19 protein-coding genes are annotated in these 17,218 nt (G+C 71.8%); 11 read left to right on the top strand and 8 right to left on the bottom strand.

What is annotated here, in order from left to right; translation table 11 throughout:
• Positions 1 to 43: 43 nt before the first annotated feature.
• The gene (locus ACFYW7_RS23145) at positions 44 to 1,267 is read right to left on the bottom strand and encodes an NADP-dependent malic enzyme (RefSeq protein ID WP_389505267.1); all 1,224 of its coding nucleotides are present in this window, start codon (positions 1,265 to 1,267) and stop codon (positions 44 to 46) included.
• Positions 1,268 to 1,805: 538 nt separating this feature from the next.
• On the opposite strand from ACFYW7_RS23145, the gene ACFYW7_RS23140 reads away from it, so the two are divergent.
• The 3 genes from ACFYW7_RS23140 to ACFYW7_RS23130 are packed head-to-tail and all read left to right on the top strand — an operon-like array spanning position 1,806 to position 4,527.
• The gene (locus ACFYW7_RS23140) at positions 1,806 to 2,759 is read left to right on the top strand and encodes an ABC transporter substrate-binding protein (protein WP_389505265.1); all 954 of its coding nucleotides are present in this window, start codon (positions 1,806 to 1,808) and stop codon (positions 2,757 to 2,759) included.
• Positions 2,760 to 2,797: 38 nt separating this feature from the next.
• A complete protein-coding gene (locus ACFYW7_RS23135; protein ID WP_389505263.1) occupies positions 2,798 to 3,739 on the top strand; it encodes an amino acid ABC transporter permease in 942 nt (313 codons plus the stop codon).
• A complete protein-coding gene (locus ACFYW7_RS23130) occupies positions 3,736 to 4,527 on the top strand; it encodes an amino acid ABC transporter ATP-binding protein (RefSeq protein ID WP_389505261.1) in 792 nt (263 codons plus the stop codon). The genes ACFYW7_RS23135 and ACFYW7_RS23130 overlap by 4 nt, the downstream gene beginning before the upstream one ends.
• Positions 4,528 to 4,742: 215 nt before the next feature.
• Here ACFYW7_RS23130 and ACFYW7_RS23125 read toward each other — a convergent pair whose 3' ends face one another.
• Positions 4,743 to 5,501 (bottom strand): class I SAM-dependent methyltransferase, encoded by a 759-nt coding sequence (locus ACFYW7_RS23125; RefSeq protein ID WP_389505259.1) that lies wholly within the window; start codon positions 5,499 to 5,501, stop codon positions 4,743 to 4,745.
• Positions 5,502 to 5,599: 98 nt separating this feature from the next.
• Between ACFYW7_RS23125 and ACFYW7_RS23120 the strand changes: the two genes are divergently transcribed.
• Entirely contained in the window at positions 5,600 to 6,229 is a 630-nt protein-coding gene (locus ACFYW7_RS23120; protein WP_389505257.1) for a CGNR zinc finger domain-containing protein, read from the top strand.
• Here ACFYW7_RS23120 and sodX read toward each other — a convergent pair.
• Entirely contained in the window at positions 6,133 to 6,567 is a 435-nt protein-coding gene (gene sodX / locus ACFYW7_RS23115; protein WP_389505255.1) for a nickel-type superoxide dismutase maturation protease, read from the bottom strand. The two genes, ACFYW7_RS23120 and sodX, sit on opposite strands and share 97 nt — an antisense overlap.
• A 145-nt stretch (positions 6,568 to 6,712) precedes the next feature.
• Here sodX and sodN point away from each other — a divergent pair, with 145 nt between their 5' ends.
• Entirely contained in the window at positions 6,713 to 7,108 is a 396-nt protein-coding gene (sodN, locus tag ACFYW7_RS23110; protein ID WP_261707948.1) for a superoxide dismutase, Ni, read from the top strand.
• A gap of 113 nt (positions 7,109 to 7,221) precedes the next feature.
• Here the strand turns inward: sodN and ACFYW7_RS23105 are convergent, their stop codons facing one another.
• Positions 7,222 to 7,419, bottom strand: coding sequence for a hypothetical protein (locus ACFYW7_RS23105; protein WP_389505253.1), 198 nt, complete (start codon positions 7,417 to 7,419; stop codon positions 7,222 to 7,224).
• Positions 7,420 to 7,771: 352 nt separating this feature from the next.
• Here ACFYW7_RS23105 and ACFYW7_RS23100 point away from each other — a divergent pair, with 352 nt between their 5' ends.
• The 6 genes from ACFYW7_RS23100 (at position 7,772) to ACFYW7_RS23075 (ending at position 13,270) form a co-directional block, all read left to right on the top strand.
• Positions 7,772 to 9,169, top strand: coding sequence for a DUF2254 family protein (locus ACFYW7_RS23100; protein ID WP_389505251.1), 1,398 nt, complete (start codon positions 7,772 to 7,774; stop codon positions 9,167 to 9,169).
• Positions 9,170 to 9,859: 690 nt separating this feature from the next.
• Entirely contained in the window at positions 9,860 to 10,273 is a 414-nt protein-coding gene (locus ACFYW7_RS23095; protein WP_389505249.1) for an SHOCT domain-containing protein, read from the top strand.
• Between the two features lie 196 nt (positions 10,274 to 10,469).
• Positions 10,470 to 10,871, top strand: coding sequence for a helix-turn-helix transcriptional regulator (locus ACFYW7_RS23090; protein WP_389505582.1), 402 nt, complete (start codon positions 10,470 to 10,472; stop codon positions 10,869 to 10,871).
• Positions 10,872 to 10,974: 103 nt separating this feature from the next.
• Positions 10,975 to 11,394: a VOC family protein gene (locus tag ACFYW7_RS23085; protein WP_389505246.1), complete on the top strand. Its 420-nt coding sequence runs from the start codon at positions 10,975 to 10,977 to the stop codon at positions 11,392 to 11,394.
• Positions 11,395 to 11,591: 197 nt separating this feature from the next.
• Positions 11,592 to 12,428, top strand: coding sequence for a hypothetical protein (locus tag ACFYW7_RS23080; protein WP_389505244.1), 837 nt, complete (start codon positions 11,592 to 11,594; stop codon positions 12,426 to 12,428).
• A gap of 65 nt (positions 12,429 to 12,493) precedes the next feature.
• Positions 12,494 to 13,270: a VOC family protein gene (locus tag ACFYW7_RS23075; RefSeq protein ID WP_389505242.1), complete on the top strand. Its 777-nt coding sequence runs from the start codon at positions 12,494 to 12,496 to the stop codon at positions 13,268 to 13,270.
• Positions 13,271 to 13,520: 250 nt separating this feature from the next.
• On the opposite strand, the gene ACFYW7_RS23070 is transcribed toward ACFYW7_RS23075, so the two are convergent.
• The 4 genes from ACFYW7_RS23070 to ACFYW7_RS23055 form a co-directional block, all read right to left on the bottom strand.
• Positions 13,521 to 13,868, bottom strand: a complete 348-nt coding sequence (locus ACFYW7_RS23070) for a DUF952 domain-containing protein (RefSeq protein ID WP_389505240.1) — start codon at positions 13,866 to 13,868, stop codon at positions 13,521 to 13,523.
• Between the two features lie 236 nt (positions 13,869 to 14,104).
• Entirely contained in the window at positions 14,105 to 15,334 is a 1,230-nt protein-coding gene (locus ACFYW7_RS23065) for an RNA polymerase sigma factor (RefSeq protein ID WP_389505238.1), read from the bottom strand.
• Between the two features lie 5 nt (positions 15,335 to 15,339).
• Positions 15,340 to 15,753, bottom strand: coding sequence for a YciI family protein (locus ACFYW7_RS23060; RefSeq protein WP_389505236.1), 414 nt, complete (start codon positions 15,751 to 15,753; stop codon positions 15,340 to 15,342).
• A 601-nt stretch (positions 15,754 to 16,354) separates the two neighbouring features.
• Positions 16,355 to 16,966 carry a GNAT family N-acetyltransferase gene (locus tag ACFYW7_RS23055; protein ID WP_389505234.1) on the bottom strand — a complete coding sequence of 204 codons (612 nt, stop codon included), beginning with the start codon at positions 16,964 to 16,966 and terminating at the stop codon, positions 16,355 to 16,357.
• Between the last annotated feature and the right edge of the window lie 252 nt (positions 16,967 to 17,218).

The raw sequence follows: 17,218 nt of genomic DNA, 5'->3' as shown, positions 1-17,218 counted from the left end.
CCGGGAGGAACCCTCCCGGCGGGGTCACGGCGACCGCGCCACGTCACCGACGGGCGACACCCTCCGCCCGGGCGGCCGCGGCCACAGCCGCGGTCACCGCCGGAGCCACCCGCTCGTCGAACGGCGAGGGGATGACGTAGTCCGCGGCGAGGTCGTCACCGACGACCGCGGCCAGCGCGTCGGCGGCGGCGATCTTCATGCCCTCGGTGATCCGGGAGGCCCGGACCTGGAGCGCGCCGGCGAAGATCCCCGGGAAGGCGAGCACGTTGTTGATCTGGTTCGGGAAGTCCGACCGTCCGGTCGCGACGACGGCCGCGTACTTGTGGGCGATCTCGGGGTGCACCTCGGGGGTCGGGTTGGCCATCGCGAAGACGAAGGCGCCCGGCGCCATCGAGGCGACCGCCGGCTCCGGCACCGTACCGCCGGAGACGCCGATGAAGACGTCGGCGCCCGCGAGCGCCGTCTCCAGGGAACCGGAGATCCCCGCCCTGTTGGTGATCTCCGCCAGCTCCCGCTTGACGTCCGTCAGGTCGTCACGGTCCCGCGACACGACGCCCTTGCGGTCGGCGACCGCGACGTCGCCGAGGCCCGCCTCCAGCAGGAACTTGGCGATGGCGATCCCCGCCGCGCCCGCACCGGAGATCACCGCGCGCAGGTCGCCGAGCGAGCGCCCGGTCAGCCTGGCGGCGTTCCGCAGGGCCGCGAGGGTGACGACGGCCGTCCCGTGCTGGTCGTCGTGGAAGACGGGAATGTCCAGTCGCTCCTGGAGCTTCCGCTCGATCTCGAAGCACCGCGGTGCCGAGATGTCCTCCAGGTTGACGCCGCCGAAGGAGGGAGCGAGCCGGACCACCGTCTCGACGATCTCGTCGACACCGGTGCAGGCGAGCGCGATCGGCACCGCGTCCACCCCGCCGAACTGCTTGAACAGGATGGCCTTGCCCTCCATGACGGGGAGCGAGGCCTCCGGGCCGATGTCACCCAGCCCGAGCACGGCCGTGCCGTCGGTCACCACAGCGACCACGGACGACTTCCACGTGTAGTCGTGGACGAGTTCCGGCTGCTCGGCGATCGCGCTGCACACCTTCGCGACGCCGGGCGTGTACGCCAGGGACAGGTCGTCCCTGTCGCGGATCGGCACCGTGGCTTGCACAGCCATCTTGCCGCCGCGGTGCAGCGCGAAAGCCGGGTCGAAGGAATCGAGGGGCTCGGCCCCGCCTTCCTGATCCGTAGTGCTGTCGCTGCGAGGATTGAAGATCTCCGCTGCCACTTTGTTTTACCCCTTAAGTCTTTATTGTCTGAGGGTGTCCACTCCTGGTTGAGGGGTGGGCGGGCACCGCACAGGCCCTGCCGCCGTGGTTGCGTACGGGCCTTGCGCGACGGGCGCGCCGCACACGCGCCCTGAGCCCCGGATGAGGGGTGTAAAGAACCTTCTTACCGGACGGACGGCGTCGAGGACGAGTCCATAACGCCAAGATCACATGTCGCTGAGGTGACTCATGCCTGGATCCAGGGAAACATCAGTACATGTCCGTGTTCAGTAGCGAGTGCGGCGTTGCGGATGTCCGTATCTCGCGCTGAACCGAAGATCTTCCGGCCGGAAGGAGGGATTCCCGCACAAGATCCGGCCGCGCCGTCCGCCTCCGGAGCGGTTCGGGGGTCACCCGTTATCCGATTTTGACATAGCGGGCACCCTGAATGCCGCAATCCGAATGGCAAGATGCCGTCATTACACGAGGTCGCGACACTCGAAGGTGTGTGTTCTCGTCGACCTATCGGCTACTCCCTCATCCGCCGGAGGAACCCTCATGACCGCTCGCACCACCCGTCGTACGACCGCCGCTCAGTCCCGGATAGCAGCGGTCGGTGCGATCGCGGTCGCCGGCGCGCTGATCCTCACCGGCTGCGGTGACCAGACCAAGAACGACTCGAGCAGCTCGTCCGAGACGAGCTCGGCGCCGCTGGCCGACAAGCTGCCCAAGGCGATCCGCGACGCGGGCGTCATCAAGGTCGGTTCGGACATCGCCTACGCCCCCGTCGAGTTCAAGGACAGCTCCGGCAAGGTCGTCGGCATCGACCCCGACCTGGCCGCGGCGATGGGCAAGCAGCTCGGGGTGAAGTTCGACTTCCAGAACGGCACCTTCGACACGCTGCTCACGGGTCTGCGCTCCAAGCGGTACGACATGGCCATGTCGGCCATGACGGACACCAAGGACCGCCAGGAGGGCATCGACTCGGACACCGGCAAGAAGGTCGGCGAGGGTGTCGACTTCGTCGACTACTTCACCGCCGGTGTCTCCATCTACACCCCCAAGGGCAAGACCCAGGACATCAAGACCTGGGCCGACCTCTGCGGCAAGAAGATCGCGGTGCAGCGCGGCACGGTCTCCGAGGACCTCGCCAAGTCCGAGTCGAAGAAGTGCGCCGGCGGCAAGAAGATCGCCATCGAGGCGTACGACAACGACCAGCAGGCCCAGACCCGCCTGCGCGGCGGTGGCGCCGACGCCGGTTCCTCGGACTTCCCGGTCGCCGCGTACGCGGTGAAGACCTCGGGCGGCGGCAAGGACTTCGAGATCGTCGGCGAGCAGGTCGAGGCGGCGCCGTACGGCATCGCGGTCGCCAAGTCCAACACGCAGCTCCGCGACGCCCTCCAGGCCGCGCTGGACGCCATCATCAAGAACGGCGAGTACGACAAGGTCATCGCGAAGTGGGGCGTCGACGCCGGCGCCGTCAAGACGGCCGTGGTCAACGGCGGCAAGTGACCGCGGAACCGAGCGGGCACTGAAAGGCAACAACTCCCGTGACTGTTGACATCGACAAGACGGCGGGCCCGGAGGACACTCCCCCGGCCGGACCGGAAGCCATCAAGGCGATCCCGGTCCGGCACTACGGGCGGTACGTCTCCGCGGTCGTCGCGATCGCGCTCCTGGCCTCCGTGATCTACGCGTTCTCGCAGGGCCAGATCAACTGGGGAGCGATCCCCGACTACTTCTTCGACCAGCGCGTCATCGACGGCGTCCTCAAGACGCTGCTGCTGACGTTCCTCTCGATGGTCATCGGCATCGGCGGCGGCATCCTGCTCGCCGTGATGCGACTGTCGAAGAACCCGGTGACCTCGTCCATCGCGTGGTTCTACATCTGGTTCTTCCGCGGTACGCCGGTCCTCGTGCAGCTGGTGGTCTGGTTCAACCTGGGCCTGGTGTTCACGTACATCAACCTCGGTCCGATCTACAAGGACTACTGGTCCAGCTTCATGACGCCGCTCCTGACGGCGCTGCTGGGCCTGGGCCTGAACGAGGCCGCGTACATGGCCGAGATCTGCCGGGCCGGTCTCCTCTCGGTCGACGAGGGCCAGACCGAGGCCTCGCAAGCGCTGGGCATGAGCCACAGCAAGACCCTGCGCCGGATCGTCATCCCGCAGGCGATGCGCGTGATCGTGCCGCCCACGGGCAACGAAGTCATCAACATGCTGAAGACGACCTCGCTGGTCGCCGTGATCCAGTACTCCGAGCTGTTCCGCGTGACCCAGGACATCGGCCAGACGTCGGGCGCCCCGGTCGAGATGCTGTTCCTCGCCGCCGCCTGGTACCTGCTGCTGACCTCGGTGTTCAGCGTCGGCCAGTACTACCTCGAGCGCTACTACGCCCGGGGCAGCAGCCGCAGCCTCCCGGACACTCCGTTCCAGAAGATCAAGTCCCACGTTCTGTCGCTGGGCAGCCCGAGGGGAGGTGTGTCGTCATGACCGCCAACGTGACCAAGGCGGACTCCGCCACGGCGATGGTCAAGTCCGAGGGCGTCCACAAGTCCTTCGGCCCCGTCGAGGTCCTCAAGGGCATCGACCTGGAGGTGAAGTCCGGCGAGGTGTTCTGCCTGATCGGCCCCTCCGGCTCCGGCAAGTCCACCTTCCTCCGGTGCATCAACCACCTGGAGCAGGTCAGCGCCGGCCGTCTGTACGTCGACGGGGAACTGGTCGGCTACCGCCAGAAGGGCGACAAGCTCTACGAGCTCAAGGACAGCGAAGTCGCTCTGAAGCGCCGGGACATCGGCATGGTCTTCCAGCGCTTCAACCTGTTCCCGCACATGACGGCGCTCGAGAACGTCATGGAGGCACCGGTCCAGGTCAAGGGCGTCAGCAGGTCCCAGGCGCGGGAACGCGCGGGCCAGCTCCTGGAGCGCGTGGGCCTCGCCGACAAGGCGAAGAACTACCCCTCGCAGCTCTCCGGCGGCCAGCAGCAGCGTGTGGCGATCGCCCGCGCGCTGGCCATGGACCCGAAGCTGATGCTCTTCGACGAGCCCACCTCGGCCCTGGACCCGGAGCTGGTCGGTGACGTCCTCGACGTCATGCGCGACCTCGCCGAGTCCGGCATGACGATGATCGTCGTCACGCACGAGATGGGCTTCGCCCGCGAGGTCGGCGACAGCCTGGTCTTCATGGACGGCGGTGTGGTGGTCGAGTCCGGCAACCCGCGCGACGTCCTGACGGACCCGCAGCACGAGCGCACGAAGTCGTTCCTGTCCAAGGTCCTCTGACCTGGGCGTCGGCACGTACGCGCGCGACGAACCGAAGGAACAAGGGGCGGTACGGGTCTCCCGTACCGCCCCTTCCTCATGCCCGCTCCCTCGTGCCCCGTCCTCGTTCCCTCGCCCCTGGCCCCCGTTCTCACGCCCTTCCCACCGCTTCGGCAGCGCCGGGTTCCGGATCGGCCCGGTGGACGGGGCCCGGTCGGCGGCGGGGACCGCGGGGCCTACTTGACCGCGAGCACCAGCGCGTCCGAGGGGGAACGCCACACCGCCCGGGCCTCCCCGAAGCCCTTCTCGCGCAGCACGCGCGCGTGCCAGTCGGCGGAGGGGGTGTCGCCGTCGGCGTGCTCGCCGTAGATCTCGAAGCGGCGGGCGGTGGGCCCGGCGAGGACGGGGTCCGCGGCGGCCACCTCCCACCACTGGGCCCAGTCGAGGGCCCCGTCCTCACCGGCCCGGTCCATGCGGGCGTGCCGCTGGGCGCGGTCGGCGGCGTTGATCCGGGGCGTCGTCTCGTCGATCATGTGGTCGGCGTTCATGAAGACACCGCCGTCGCGGACGAGTTCCGCGATCTGGCCGTAGAGGACCGTGAGGGGTTCGCTGTGCAGCCAGTGCAGGGCCGTGGCGGTCAGCACCGCGTCGTACGTGTCGCGCGGCAGCCGCTCGCGCCACCGCGGGTCCTTGAGGTCGGCGGTGACGAGGGCGACCCGGTCGTCGCCGGCGAAGGTGCCCTCGGCGATGGTCAGCAGGGCGGGGTCGAGGTCGACCCCGGTGCTGGTGGCCCCGGGGAGGCGGGCGAGCAGCCGGGCGGTGACGGTGCCGGTCCCGCAGGCGAGGTCGAGGACGCGGGGCTCGGGTCCGACGAGGGCCTCGACCATGTCGACCATCACCCGGAAGCGCTCCTCCCGGTCCGGCATGTACCGCTCCTGCTGCCGGTCCCAGCTCCGCTGCCAGGCGTGCCAGTCGGTTCCGGTGCCGATGTCCACGGGGCCCTCCTCCACTCGACCGCGTAATACCCTGTAAGCGCGATCATCCGTTACCTGACCGCCGTCGCGACGATAGAGCGCTTCCGTAAGGACTACAAGTGGAACTGGCCTATTACTCGGACTACGCCGTCCGCCTCGTCAACACCGAGGAACCGGCCCGGGGCAAGGACGCGCTGACCTCGGTCGAGGCCGTCCGCGACCTGTTCGTGGGCAACGCCTCCGCGGCCCGCCGCGCCGCGGAGGCGGACGTCACCCGCTTCCGTTCCGTACGGGCCCGGCTGCGCGCGGTCTTCGAGGCGGCGGACACCGGCGAGGAGACCCTCGCCGTCGACCTGCTGAACTCCCTGCTCCTCGAATTCCCGGTGAGTCCGCAGATCTCGGGACACGACCACCGCGACGACGACGACCGTCCGCTGTGGCACATGCACCTCGCGGACCACCCCTCGAACGCGACCGCGGGCTACGCGGCGATCGCGGCGATGGGCCTGGCCTTCCACCTCACCGAGTACGGCGTCGACCGCCTCGGCCTGTGCGAGGCGGCCCCGTGCCGCAACGCCTACCTCGACACCTCGACCAACCGCTCCCGGCGCTACTGCTCGGACCGCTGCGCGACCCGCGCCAACGTCGCGGCCTACCGGGCCCGCAAGCGCCTGGAGGCGGACCGGGCGGAGAGCACCGGCCTGGCGGCCGCTAGCACCCAGCGGGCGACGGCGAACGGCGAACGCTGACCCCCCTTGGGCGGCCGGAACCGGAACCGCACCTTCCCGAGGACGAGTTCCTCGGGAACGGTTCCGTAGTCGGTGCTGTCCCCGCCCGCGAACGTGTTGTCCCCGAGCACCCACCAGCCGCCCTCGCGGCGCTCCGCGATCCGCTTCACGACGAGCAGGTCCTGCTGGAAGGGATGCCGCAGGACGACGACGTCACCCGGCCCCACCCGCGCGCCCCACTGGACCACCAGCCGATCCCCGTGCTGGAGGGTGGGCACCATGGACGGGCCCGTCACCTCCGCCGCCCCGAACGGCAGCAGGGCCTTCCCCCGCTCGGTCTCCTGCGACAGTTCCGGCATCACCGGCACCTCCCCGGTCCTATCCTCCACCAGTCCCAGTCTCACCCCGGACTTTTGTCCTAAGCCCATGGGGGCACTCGCGAAAACCCGTCTCCTACGGAGTAATGTCCCACCTGAGAAGACGATCACGAGGAAGGACAGCTCAATGCTTTCCCGCCTGTTTGCCCCCAAGGTCAAGGTCAGCGCGCACTGTGACCTGCCCTGCGGCGTGTACGACCCGGCCCAGGCCCGCATCGAGGCGGAGTCGGTCAAGGCCGTCCAGGACAAGATGGCCGGCAACGACGACCCGCACTTCCAGGCTCGCGCCACCGTCATCAAGGAGCAGCGCGCCGAGCTCGCCAAGCACCACGTGTCGGTGCTCTGGAGCGACTACTTCAAGCCCCCGCACTTCGAGAAGTACCCGGAGCTGCACCAGCTGGTCAACGACGCCCTGAAGGCCCTCTCGGCCGCGAAGGCGTCCACCGACCCGGCGACGGGCCAGAAGGCCCTGGACTACATCGCCCAGATCGACAAGATCTTCTGGGAGACCAAGAAGGCCTGATCCTCGATCACGTCTTTTGGCCTGCGATTCCTTCTGGTCGCCTGGTCCACTCGTCCGCACCCGGTCCGCGGGACGCCGAACACGGCGTCCCGACGGGCCGGGTGCGCACTGTTTCACACGGGCAGTTGGCGCATCTCGATCACTCGCAGGCCCAGCGCCTGGAACCGGGTGAGCAGTCCGTACAGGTGGGCGTCGTCGATCACGTGGCCGAAGAACAGGGTCTGTTCCGCCGTGGGAACCCTGTCGAGTTCCGAGAAGGCCGAGGCGAGTGTGTCCGAAACGATGCCGGCGATGCGGAATTCGTAGCGCATACGAGCACTTCCCTCGGGGCCGGGGCACGGGGTCCGCTGTGATCCCCCGCCATGGTCGACCTCCGCGCGCCTGTGTCGCATCCCCCGGTGCGGGCGACATCCGCCCACCTCGGGACCCTCCCGCGACCATCCTCGCCCCCGCCTCGACGGTCCGCTAGGCGGCCCCACCACCGGGCCGGTCCTCCCGGCCTCTCCCCGACCCGGCCTGGTTCTCCCGGGCGCCGGAGAAGGTGAGCGGGCGGGCGGCGTCGGACGGGGCACTCACCTTCGGCGGGTGATGCGGGTATCCGTTCCGGCGGAGAGTCTTGGGGGGCGGGTCCGCGTTCCGCCGGCCCCGCGACCGGCTCGGAGGATGTCCGATGAAAGCTCGCGCGAGGCCGCCCCACCCGGGCGCACCGGCCACCAGACGGCCGGTCCCGGAGCCGGCCGCGCGGGCGTGACCGTGGCACGCCCCGCCGATCACGGCGCCACCGTCCGCACCGGCCGGGCCCCGCTCAGGCGGAGGCGGCGGTTGCGCGCGGGCATCCTCCAACTGATCTTCATCGCCGTCGGGCTGGGACTCGGCCTCGTCGTCGGGGAGATCACCCGGGGACCGGTGCTCCCCTCCCGCCAGGTGAGCGAGCTGCTGCTCGCGACCGGCTTCGGGGTCCTGGGCGCGGCCACCGTCATCTTCTCCGTGCTGTTCCTCGTGGTGCAGTGGGCCGCCACGACGTTCACGCCGCGCCTCACCCTTTTCCGGGACGCCCCGATCGTGTGGCGGACGTTCGCCTTCGCCGTCGGGCTGACCGTCTTCTGCGCCACCGCCGCCCTGACCATCGCCAACCGCGAGAAGGTCTCGGTGGTCGTGCCGGTGAGCGCGGGGGTCCTGCTGCTCCTGCTGCTGGCCCTGCTGCGCAGCCTGCTGCTCCAGGCGGTCGCCGCGATCCAGCTGGCCCCGGTGCTCGGCTCCGTCACCGAGCGGGGACGCCGTGCCCTCGACCACCTGGTCGCGGATGTGCGACGGGCCCCGGACGAGATACGGGATCCGCGTGAACCGGCGGGTCCGGCGGGTCCTGAGGGTCCGGCTGGCCCGGTGGGTCCAGTGGGTCCGGGCGGGCCGTGGTCCACGGTCCACTGGCCGAAGGCCTGTGCGGTGCTGCAACGCGTGGACGTGACCCTGCTGGCGGGCGCGGCACGGGCGGCGGACGCGGTCGTGGTGCTGCGGGTGACCCCGGGGGCCACCTTGCAGGACGGCACCGCCGTCGCCGAGGTGTACGGCGGTGAACTGCCCGACTCGGCTGTTCTGCGCGGACTGGAGACAGGCGTCGAGCGGGTCTTCGACCAGGACTCCGGACTCGCCTTCCGGCTGCTCGCCGACATCGCGCTCAGGGCGTTGTCCCCCGCGGTCAACGACCCGGCCACGGCGGTACAGGCGCTGGACGCCACGGAGGACCTGCTGCGCCGGCCGGCCCCCTCCCGAGGTCGGCCGCGTGAGGTCGCCGACCTCGCGGGCGTCCTGCGCGTCGTCGTCCCGATGCCCGGCTGGGAGGACTTCCTGCGGACCGCCGTCGACGACGTGATCCCGGCCGCCCGGAACTCCCCGATGGTCCTGCTCCGTCTCCGCAGGCTGCTGGAGGACCTGCGGAGCACCGGCCGCGTCCGGGGCGACGCGCTGCTCGCCGAGCGGCTCGCCTGGGTGGACGAGGAGCTCGGCGCCCGCTTCTCCCGGTTGCGGAACGCCCGCGTGCGGGAGCGCCGGGACAACGGGTGAGCCCGTCTCCGGCGGGCCGCGATGCCGGTGCGCCGGGGCCGCGAGGGGGCCGCGGCGCCGGATCCGAGAGCTCACCCGCGGGGGGTGAGGCGGCGGAGCGGGGCCGGGCCCACTCTGGAGCCGAAGCAGGACGTACGCGTCAGAGAGGCACCCCTCATGGCCTGCACCCAGCGGCGGACCCGGCCCCCACCGGGCGTGCCGCGCCCCGGGCCGGTCCGCCCGTGCGCGACGGACCGCGGAACCGCCTCCGCGGCTCCGCGGCCCACAGGTCTCGCACGGCCCGCCGTGCCCGACCGGGCCGCACGGCCGACGCGGCCCCGGCCGCCGTCGCCCTCGGTCCCGGACGACGCCCCGGACTCCCCATCGGGCTCCCCACGGGTCGCGTCGATCACTCGGACCGCACGGCCCGTCACGCCGGACGAGGTCGTCACGGCGCGCCCCGTGCGTTCGGGTGGGCCTGCCCGCCCACCGCCTTCGAACGTCTGTCCAAGGGTGGACACCGCTCCACCGTCCGCCCCACCGACCCGCTCTGCGCACCGATCCGCCAGGCCCCGCTGAACGGCCGCACACGCCCGCTGACGGGCCCGGACGGAAACCCGAGATCGTGACCCGGCGCCCGGCGACAGCTCGATCCGCCCGACACCAAGGCAACGCTCGCGGAGATGTCGCACGACCGACAGGAGTTCGACCATGAACGGCTCAACGCTCAATCTGGCAGCGGACTACCCCCTGCTGAACGTCTTCTGGACCACGATGTGGTTCTTCCTCTGGATCCTCTGGTTCATGCTGCTCTTCCGGGTCATCGGAGACATCTTCCGCGACGACGCGCTGAGCGGCTGGGGCAAGGCGGGCTGGTGCGTCTTCGTCGTCATCCTGCCCTTCCTGGGCATCTTCGTGTACCTGATCGCACGGGGCCGCGGAATGGGCGAGCGCGAGATGCGGCGCATCCAGCGCAGCCAGGAGGACATGAACTCCTACATCCGTGAGACCGCGGGAAGCTCCGGCAAGGCCGACGAGCTGGCCAAGCTCGCGGATCTCAAGACCAACGGCCACATCACGGCCGAGGAGTTCGAGAAGGCCAAGGCCAAGGTGCTCGCCGCCTGAGCCTCCGAGACACCTCGCGCTCACGAGACGCGAGGGCCGCCGCCGTCCTCCGGGCCAGTGATCTCCCGGAGGACGGCGTGCCGTGTCCCTCCGGAACGACCCGAGCCGCGTTGTCGGTGGCGCGTGCCATTCTGGTGACGTGGGCAATCCCAGACTCATCGAAGACCTGGTCCGGCTGCGTCAGGCCCGCGACCGGATGAACCGCGACTACGCGGAACCGCTGGACATGGCCACGCTCGCGCGCGCCGCCCTGATGTCAGCCGGGCACTTCCAGCGGAGCTTCAAAGAGGCCTTCGGCGAGACCCCGTACACGTACCTGATGACCCGCCGGATCGAGCGGGCCAAGGCCCTGCTGCGGCGGGGCGACCTGACGGTGACCGAGGTGTGCTTCGCCGTGGGGTGTACGTCGCTCGGTTCGTTCAGCTCCCGCTTCACGGAGCTGGTGGGCGAGACGCCCAGCGCGTACCGGGCCCGCCCGCACGACCACGGCGCTCCCATTCCGTCCTGTGTGGCCCGCCGCCTGACCCGTCCGGCCCGCCGCCTGACCCGTCCGGCCCTCCACCGCAACCCGGAGGCGGAACCGGGCACGCGCCTGTGAGGACGCCGGCCGAGCGGAGAGCGGCCCGTCGGCCGCCCGGGGTCCGCCTTCCCCGCCCCGGCCGCCGGGCGGAGGTCGCCTGTCGCGGCACTAGGTTGGACGCATGGATCTGAAACTCTCCCAGTGCTTCATCTCCGTCGACGACCACGACAAGGCGCTCGCCTTCTACCGTGACGTGCTGGGCCTGGAGGTCCGCGGTGACGTCGGGTTCGAGGGGATGCGGTGGGTCACGGTCGGCTCCCCGCTGCAGCCCGATGTGGAGATCGTCCTGGAGCCCCCGGCCGCCGACCCGGACGCCTCTCCCGCGGACAAGCAGGCCATGGCCGAGCTGCTGGCCAAGGGGATGCTGCGCGGGGTGATCTTCTCGACCACCGACTGCGACGAACTCTTCGAGCGGGTCCGCGCCTCGGGCGCCGAGGTCCTCCAGGAACCCGTGGACCAGCCCTACGGCCTGCGGGACTGCGCCTTCCGCGACCCGGCGGGCAACCTCCTGCGCTTCGCGCAGCCGCGCCGCACCGGCTGACCGGGTCCCCGGGCGGTCGGCCGCCGCGAACGGCTCGCGGAGCCTCACCCCGCCCCGCCCCGGAGTGCCGACGGACGGACACCGACGGGGTGCCGGGTGGCCGTGAACGGGCGGGAGGGACACTACGTCCACGTGTTCCGCGGGCGCAGTGCTCCTTCCGCGGGGCGAACCGTCCGAGCGCCTTCCAGGAGTCACCCGTGCCGTCCCCGCGCCCCCGCGTCCTGTTCGTGAGCGACCTGGCCTATCCGGCCAAGGGGCGACGGTACTGCGACGAGGACATCGTCCTGACCTCGCGGCTGCGCGAGGACTTCGACATCGCCGTGTGCCACCCGCTGGACGCGGCCGCGCTGATGGCCGGCTTCGACGCCGTGGTCGTCCGCAACAGCGGGCCGGTCCTGTACCACCGGGCCGCGTACGACACCTTCCGGGAGCGGGCGCTCGCGGACGGCGTACGGGTCTACAACCAGCTGTCGGGCAAGGGGGACATGGCCGGCAAGGGGTACCTGCTGGAGCTGACCGCCGCCGGGTTCCCGGTCATCCCCACCGTCGACAGCGCCACCGACCTCGACCGGCTGCCGGAGACCGACACCTACGTCGTGAAGCCGAAGCAGGGCGCGGACTCCATCGGCCTGGAGTTCGTGCCGCGCGCGGCGCTCGCCGCGCTGTCGTACGGCGACATCCTCGTCCAGCCGCGCGTCGACTTCCGCTACGAGGTGTCGTTCTACTTCGTCGACGACACCCTCCAGTACGCCCTGTACGCGCCCGACCCGGACCGCCGGTGGGCCCTGGAGCCGTACGAACCGACCGACGAGGACCGGGAGTTCGCGCGGCGCTTCGTCGACTGGAACGACATCACGTACGGCATCCAGCGCGTGGACGCCTGCCGCGCCCCCGGCGGTGAGCTGCTCCTCGTCGAGCTGGAGGACCTGAACCCCTACCTCTCCCTGGACGTCCTCTCCCCCGAGGCCCGGGACGCCTTCGTCGCCCGCATGAAAACCTCGTTGCGCGCCCTCGTCGCACAGGAGACGGTCTGAGCCGTACCGCCCGCACCGCGCCTGCACCGCCCGTCCGCACCACCCGTCCGGCAGGGAGATCACCCATGACCGTTCCCACCGTCCGGTGGACCCACGCCTTCATCGACCGGCCCCGCCGGGACGCCGGTCCGGCCCTCGGCTTCTGGACCGCGGTCACGGGGACGAGCGCGTCCGAACCGCGCGGTGACCGGGGCGAGTTCCTGACGCTGCTGCCCGGCACCGGGGACGCGTGCCTGAAGGCGCAGGAGGTCGGGGACGGTGCCGGGGGCGCGCATCTCGACCTCGCCGTCGAGGACGTGCCGGCGCTGGTGGAGTCGGCGCGGCTGCTGGGCGCCGAGGTCGTCTCCGGCCACGACGGATGGGCCGTCCTGCGGTCGCCCGGCGGGCAGTCGTTCTGCGCGGTGCCCTGGCAGGGAGAGACCGTGCGGCCGCCGGTCGTCGAGGGTCCGGGCGGGGCGACGAGCCGGCTGGACCAGGTGAGCATCGACCTGGCGCCGGAGGTGTACGCCGCCGAGATCGCGTTCTGGAGCGGGCTCACCGGGTGGGAGTCCCAGCCGGGCGCCTTCCCTGAGTTCCACGTGATCAGGCCGCCCGCCGGGCTGCCGCTGCGCATCCTGCTGCAGCGCCTCGACACCGCCCGCCCCGCCTCCGCCCACCTCGACCTCGCCTGTTCCGACGTCGAGGCGGTCCGGGCCCACCACGAGGACCTCGGGGCGACGCCGGTCGGCCGGGGTGCCCGCTGGACGGTGATGCGGGACCCCGTCGGGGGCGTCTACTGCCTGACCGGCCGCGATCCGGGGACGGGCAGCCTGCCCCACGGGTCGGTGGGCGGACCGACCTGACGGACGGTCGCGTACGCGCACAGGGGGGCGCCGTCGTCGGTCGAGCTCGGACAGGGCGGTTCCGAGACGTCGGCGGAGAGCAGCGGCGCCGGGGTCTCCCCGCCACCCTGATCCGAGCGGTACCAGCCGGCGGGCGGTGGCGGCTCCGCGGAGTCCTGGAGCCAGAGGGTGAGCGCACCGCCCACGGCGACCGCGACCGTCCACATCCCGACGGCCCACCACCACATCCGGCGTCGTCCCCCCGCCGCGCTCACGCCGAGGCCGCCCCGCCCCGGTCCCAGACCTCCACGTCCACGACGGCGTCCACCGGAATCGGCCCGTAGACGTGCGGGAACTCCTCACCACCGGGCTCCATCGCCTCGAACCGGACCGGCGCGTCGAGCCGTCGCACGTCGACGACGAGGACCACGAGTTCGTCGGGCCCCTCGTACGATCCGTACACCATGGCCGCCACCGGCTGGAGTTGGTGGCGCAGCGAGCAGTGGATGAAGCCCTCCTCCTGGAGGGACCGGCCCCGGGTGGACGTCTCGTAGACGCCGGAGGCACGGGCGGCGTCCCAGAGGGAACGCTCGGTCAGATGCAACAGATGTTCGGGCATGGCGCCAACGCTAAGGGCTGTCACGTGACCCGCGGTGGATCAGCGCGCGACCTCGGCCACGGTGCGCCGCGGGGCGACGGCCCGTTTCCACGCCGGACGCGTCGGGGGCACCGGGCGAATTTTGCGGGTGAAGGCGGGGGATGCGGAGGGGGAGGTGCAGGGGCGTGAATCCGGGTCCGGCGACGCGGCGAAGTGCCGTGGCCGTCGTCGTGCGCCCGCCGGGACCGCGGGGACAGCTATCGGTGCCTCAACCGGGTGGCGCGCGCCTCCAGATAGCGCCGCTCGGGAAGGCTGAGGGTCTTCCCGGCCGCCGCCGCGTAGGCGGCCCGGGCGCCGGCCGTGTCTCCCGCGCGCTCCAGAAGATGGCCGCGGACGGCGTCCAAGCGGTACCCGGCGGCCGACGTGTCCTCCAGCCCGTCGAGTTCGGCGAGGGCGGCCCGCGGACCGTGCACCATGGCCACGGCGACCGTGCGGTTGAGGCGTTCGACGGGGCCCGGGACCTGCCGGACGAGGACGTCGTAGAGGCCGAGGATCTCGGTCCAGTCCGTCTCCTGGGGCGAGGTCGCCTCGTCGTGGACCGCGGCGATCGCGGCCCGGAGCAGGTAGGGGCCCGCAGGCCCCCGCGCCAGCGCGTGGGTCACCAGGGCCACGCCCTCCGCGATCTCCGCCGGGTCCCAACGGTCGCGGTCCTGCTCGTCGAGGGGGACGAGCTCCCCGTGCGGCCCGGTCCGCGCGGCGCGCCGCGCGTCGGTCAGCAGCATCAGCGCGAGCAGGCCGGTCACCTCTCCGTCCGCGGGCAGCAACCGGTGGACCGCGCGCGTCAACCGGATGGCCTCCCGGGCGAGTTCGGCCCGCTGGAGCGTCGAGCCGGAGGTCGCCGTGTAACCCTCGTTGAAGATCAGGTACAGGGTGTGGAGGACGGCTGGAAGACGCTGCTCCCAGTGGTCGGGGCGGCCGAGGCCGACCCCCCGCACCCGTTGCTTGGCCCGGCTGATCCGCTGCGCCATGGTCGCCTCGGGCACCAGGTACGCCCGCGCGATCTCCGCGGTGGTCAGGCCGCCGACCGCACGCAGGGTCAGCGCGACCTGCGCGGGCGGGGTCAGGTCGGGGTGGCAGCACAGGAAGAGCAAAGACAGCGTGTCGTCCTCGGACGGGGCTCGGTCCTGGCCGGGCGGCGGCGCCGTGAACGCGTCCCGCGGCGTCAGCGCCGCCGCCTTCTCCTCCCGCAGCCGCCGTGCCTCCTCGGCGCGCAGGGCGTCGACGAGCCGACGTGAGGCGACCTTGATGAGCCAGCCGCGCGGGTTGTCCGGCACCCCCTTGGCGGGCCACTGCGCGGCGGCCGCGAGCAGCGCCTCCTGCGTGGCGTCCTCGGCGGCGTCGAAGTGCCCGTAGCGACGCACGAGAGCGCCGAGGACCTGCGGCGCGTGGCGGCGCAGCAGGTCCTCGGTCCCGGTCGTGCCCGTCATCCCGCTCAGATGTCCCCGGCACCGTCCTGGATGGCCCTGATGACCACGGGGCGTTCGGCGAGGCCCTCGGGGCCCGGGCAGCGGGTGACGCGTTCGGCGATCTCGGTGACCCGCTCCAGGCTCGCGCAGTCGACCACCCAGTAGCCGGCCATCAGCTCCTTGGTCTCGCTGTACGGGCCGTCGGTGATCACGGCCTTGCCGTCCGGGCCCCGGGTCACCAGGCGGGTCCGCGCGGGTTCGACCAGGCCCTGCGCGTCGACCAGTTCCCCGGACTCGGAGAGGTCGTCGCTGATCGCGCCCATGTAGGCGTACATGGCCTGCAGTTCCTGCTCGCTCCAGGCGGGCGACCCCTCTGACACCCTGCCCCGCATCGCTTCGTAGTCCGCCTGCGTGCCCTGCACCATCACGAGGTACTTCATGAGTCCGCTCCTTCGGTTTCCTCGGCTCGGACCGCCCGTGCCGGGCGGCTCTCACAGGGAACGTCGGAGCCGGCCCGCGGTTCTCTACACGTCGGCGGCCGGCGCGTCAGGATTTCTCGGCGGCGGGCTCCTCCGGAAGGCTGGGGCCGGGCCCGGGTTCGTGGGCATAGGCCTCGCACTTCAGGTTCTGGCAGGGTCCCGGCCCCCATCGGGGGACCCAGGCGCCCATCGTCTTGTACCGGTGCACCACCGTGGCGACCGGTTGTCCGCAAGCGGGACATGTGTACTCATCGGTGCCCATAGCCTTCAGGGTAGGGCGGCCGGGGGCTCGGCGCTTCCCGCGGTGCGTGCGCGCGAGCGGCCGCTCCCGGGACGTCCGGCCTCCGTCGGGCATGCCCCCCCGGAGGCGTCGGACCCACGGCCGGAAGGCGGCGCACCGGGTCCGAGACGCGCGGACGCGGGCCGCGCGCGCCGAACACGGGCCGGACCACGCCGAACACGGGCCGAACACGGGCCGGACGCGGGCCGGACGCGGGCCGGGGCGCCTACCCGATGCGCGGATCGTCCTGCGGTCGGGAGGCCGGTACCGCGGCGGCGCCTGTCACTCGGGGCGCGGGTCCCGCCACATCGGCCACATCCGCGGGCCGTCCGGCAGATCGAGGGGGTCGCCCGTGACGACGAAGCCGAGCCGTTCGTACAGCGCGCGGCTGCGGTCGTTGCTCGCCTCCAGGTAGGCGGCCAGGCCCTCGCTGTCACAGCGGTCGAGGACCGACCCGATCAGCGCGCTGCCGAGCCCCTCTCCCTGACGCTCCGGGGACACCCCGATCATCCACAGGTACGCGTGGGCCCGTCCGGCCGGGTGGACGTCCGCCGTCAGCCGGCCGATCAGCTCGACCCGTTCGTTGTCCGGGTCGACGGCGGCGCGCAGCTGGGCGGGACCGTCCTCGTCCGCGCCGTCGCCCCCGGCCTCGTGCTCTCCGGCGGGGACGGACAGCCACAGGGCGCAGGCCGAACCGTCCTCGGCAAGATCGACGCGCCCCTCGGCGAGCACCACGTCGGTGAACGCGGCCATCAGCCTGGGGTGCGTCGCGCGGCGGTGCGCCGGGTCCGGGAACACCCAGCCGCTCACCGGGTCGTCCTGGAACGCCTCGTCCAGCAGCCGGACGACCAGCTCCCGGTCCGCCTCGCCCGCCACGCGTATCGCCACACCCATGACCCGCCCCACCCCTCGCCCAACCAGCCTCGTCCGTACGGCGGTTGAGCCTATTACGCACCGGCGCGAGCAAGCCGCCCCGGGTGCCCCGGGGCGGGGGCGACGGATCGACCAGGTGCTCGGCACGGGCGAACCCGGTGGTTCCCCGGCGAGCGGGTGCCGGCTCCCGGCTCCGCCGCCTGCGGTCTGCGGTCTGCCGGACCGGGGTGACCGGCTCGGGTCCATGGTGATCGACTCGGGTCCGTGTGAACG

Source organism: Streptomyces sp. NPDC002580, assembly GCF_042889485.1.
GTDB lineage: Bacteria > Actinomycetota > Actinomycetes > Streptomycetales > Streptomycetaceae > Streptomyces.
The sequence above is the reverse complement of the archived record's forward strand: the minus strand, read 5'-3'. Positions and strand labels throughout refer to the sequence as shown.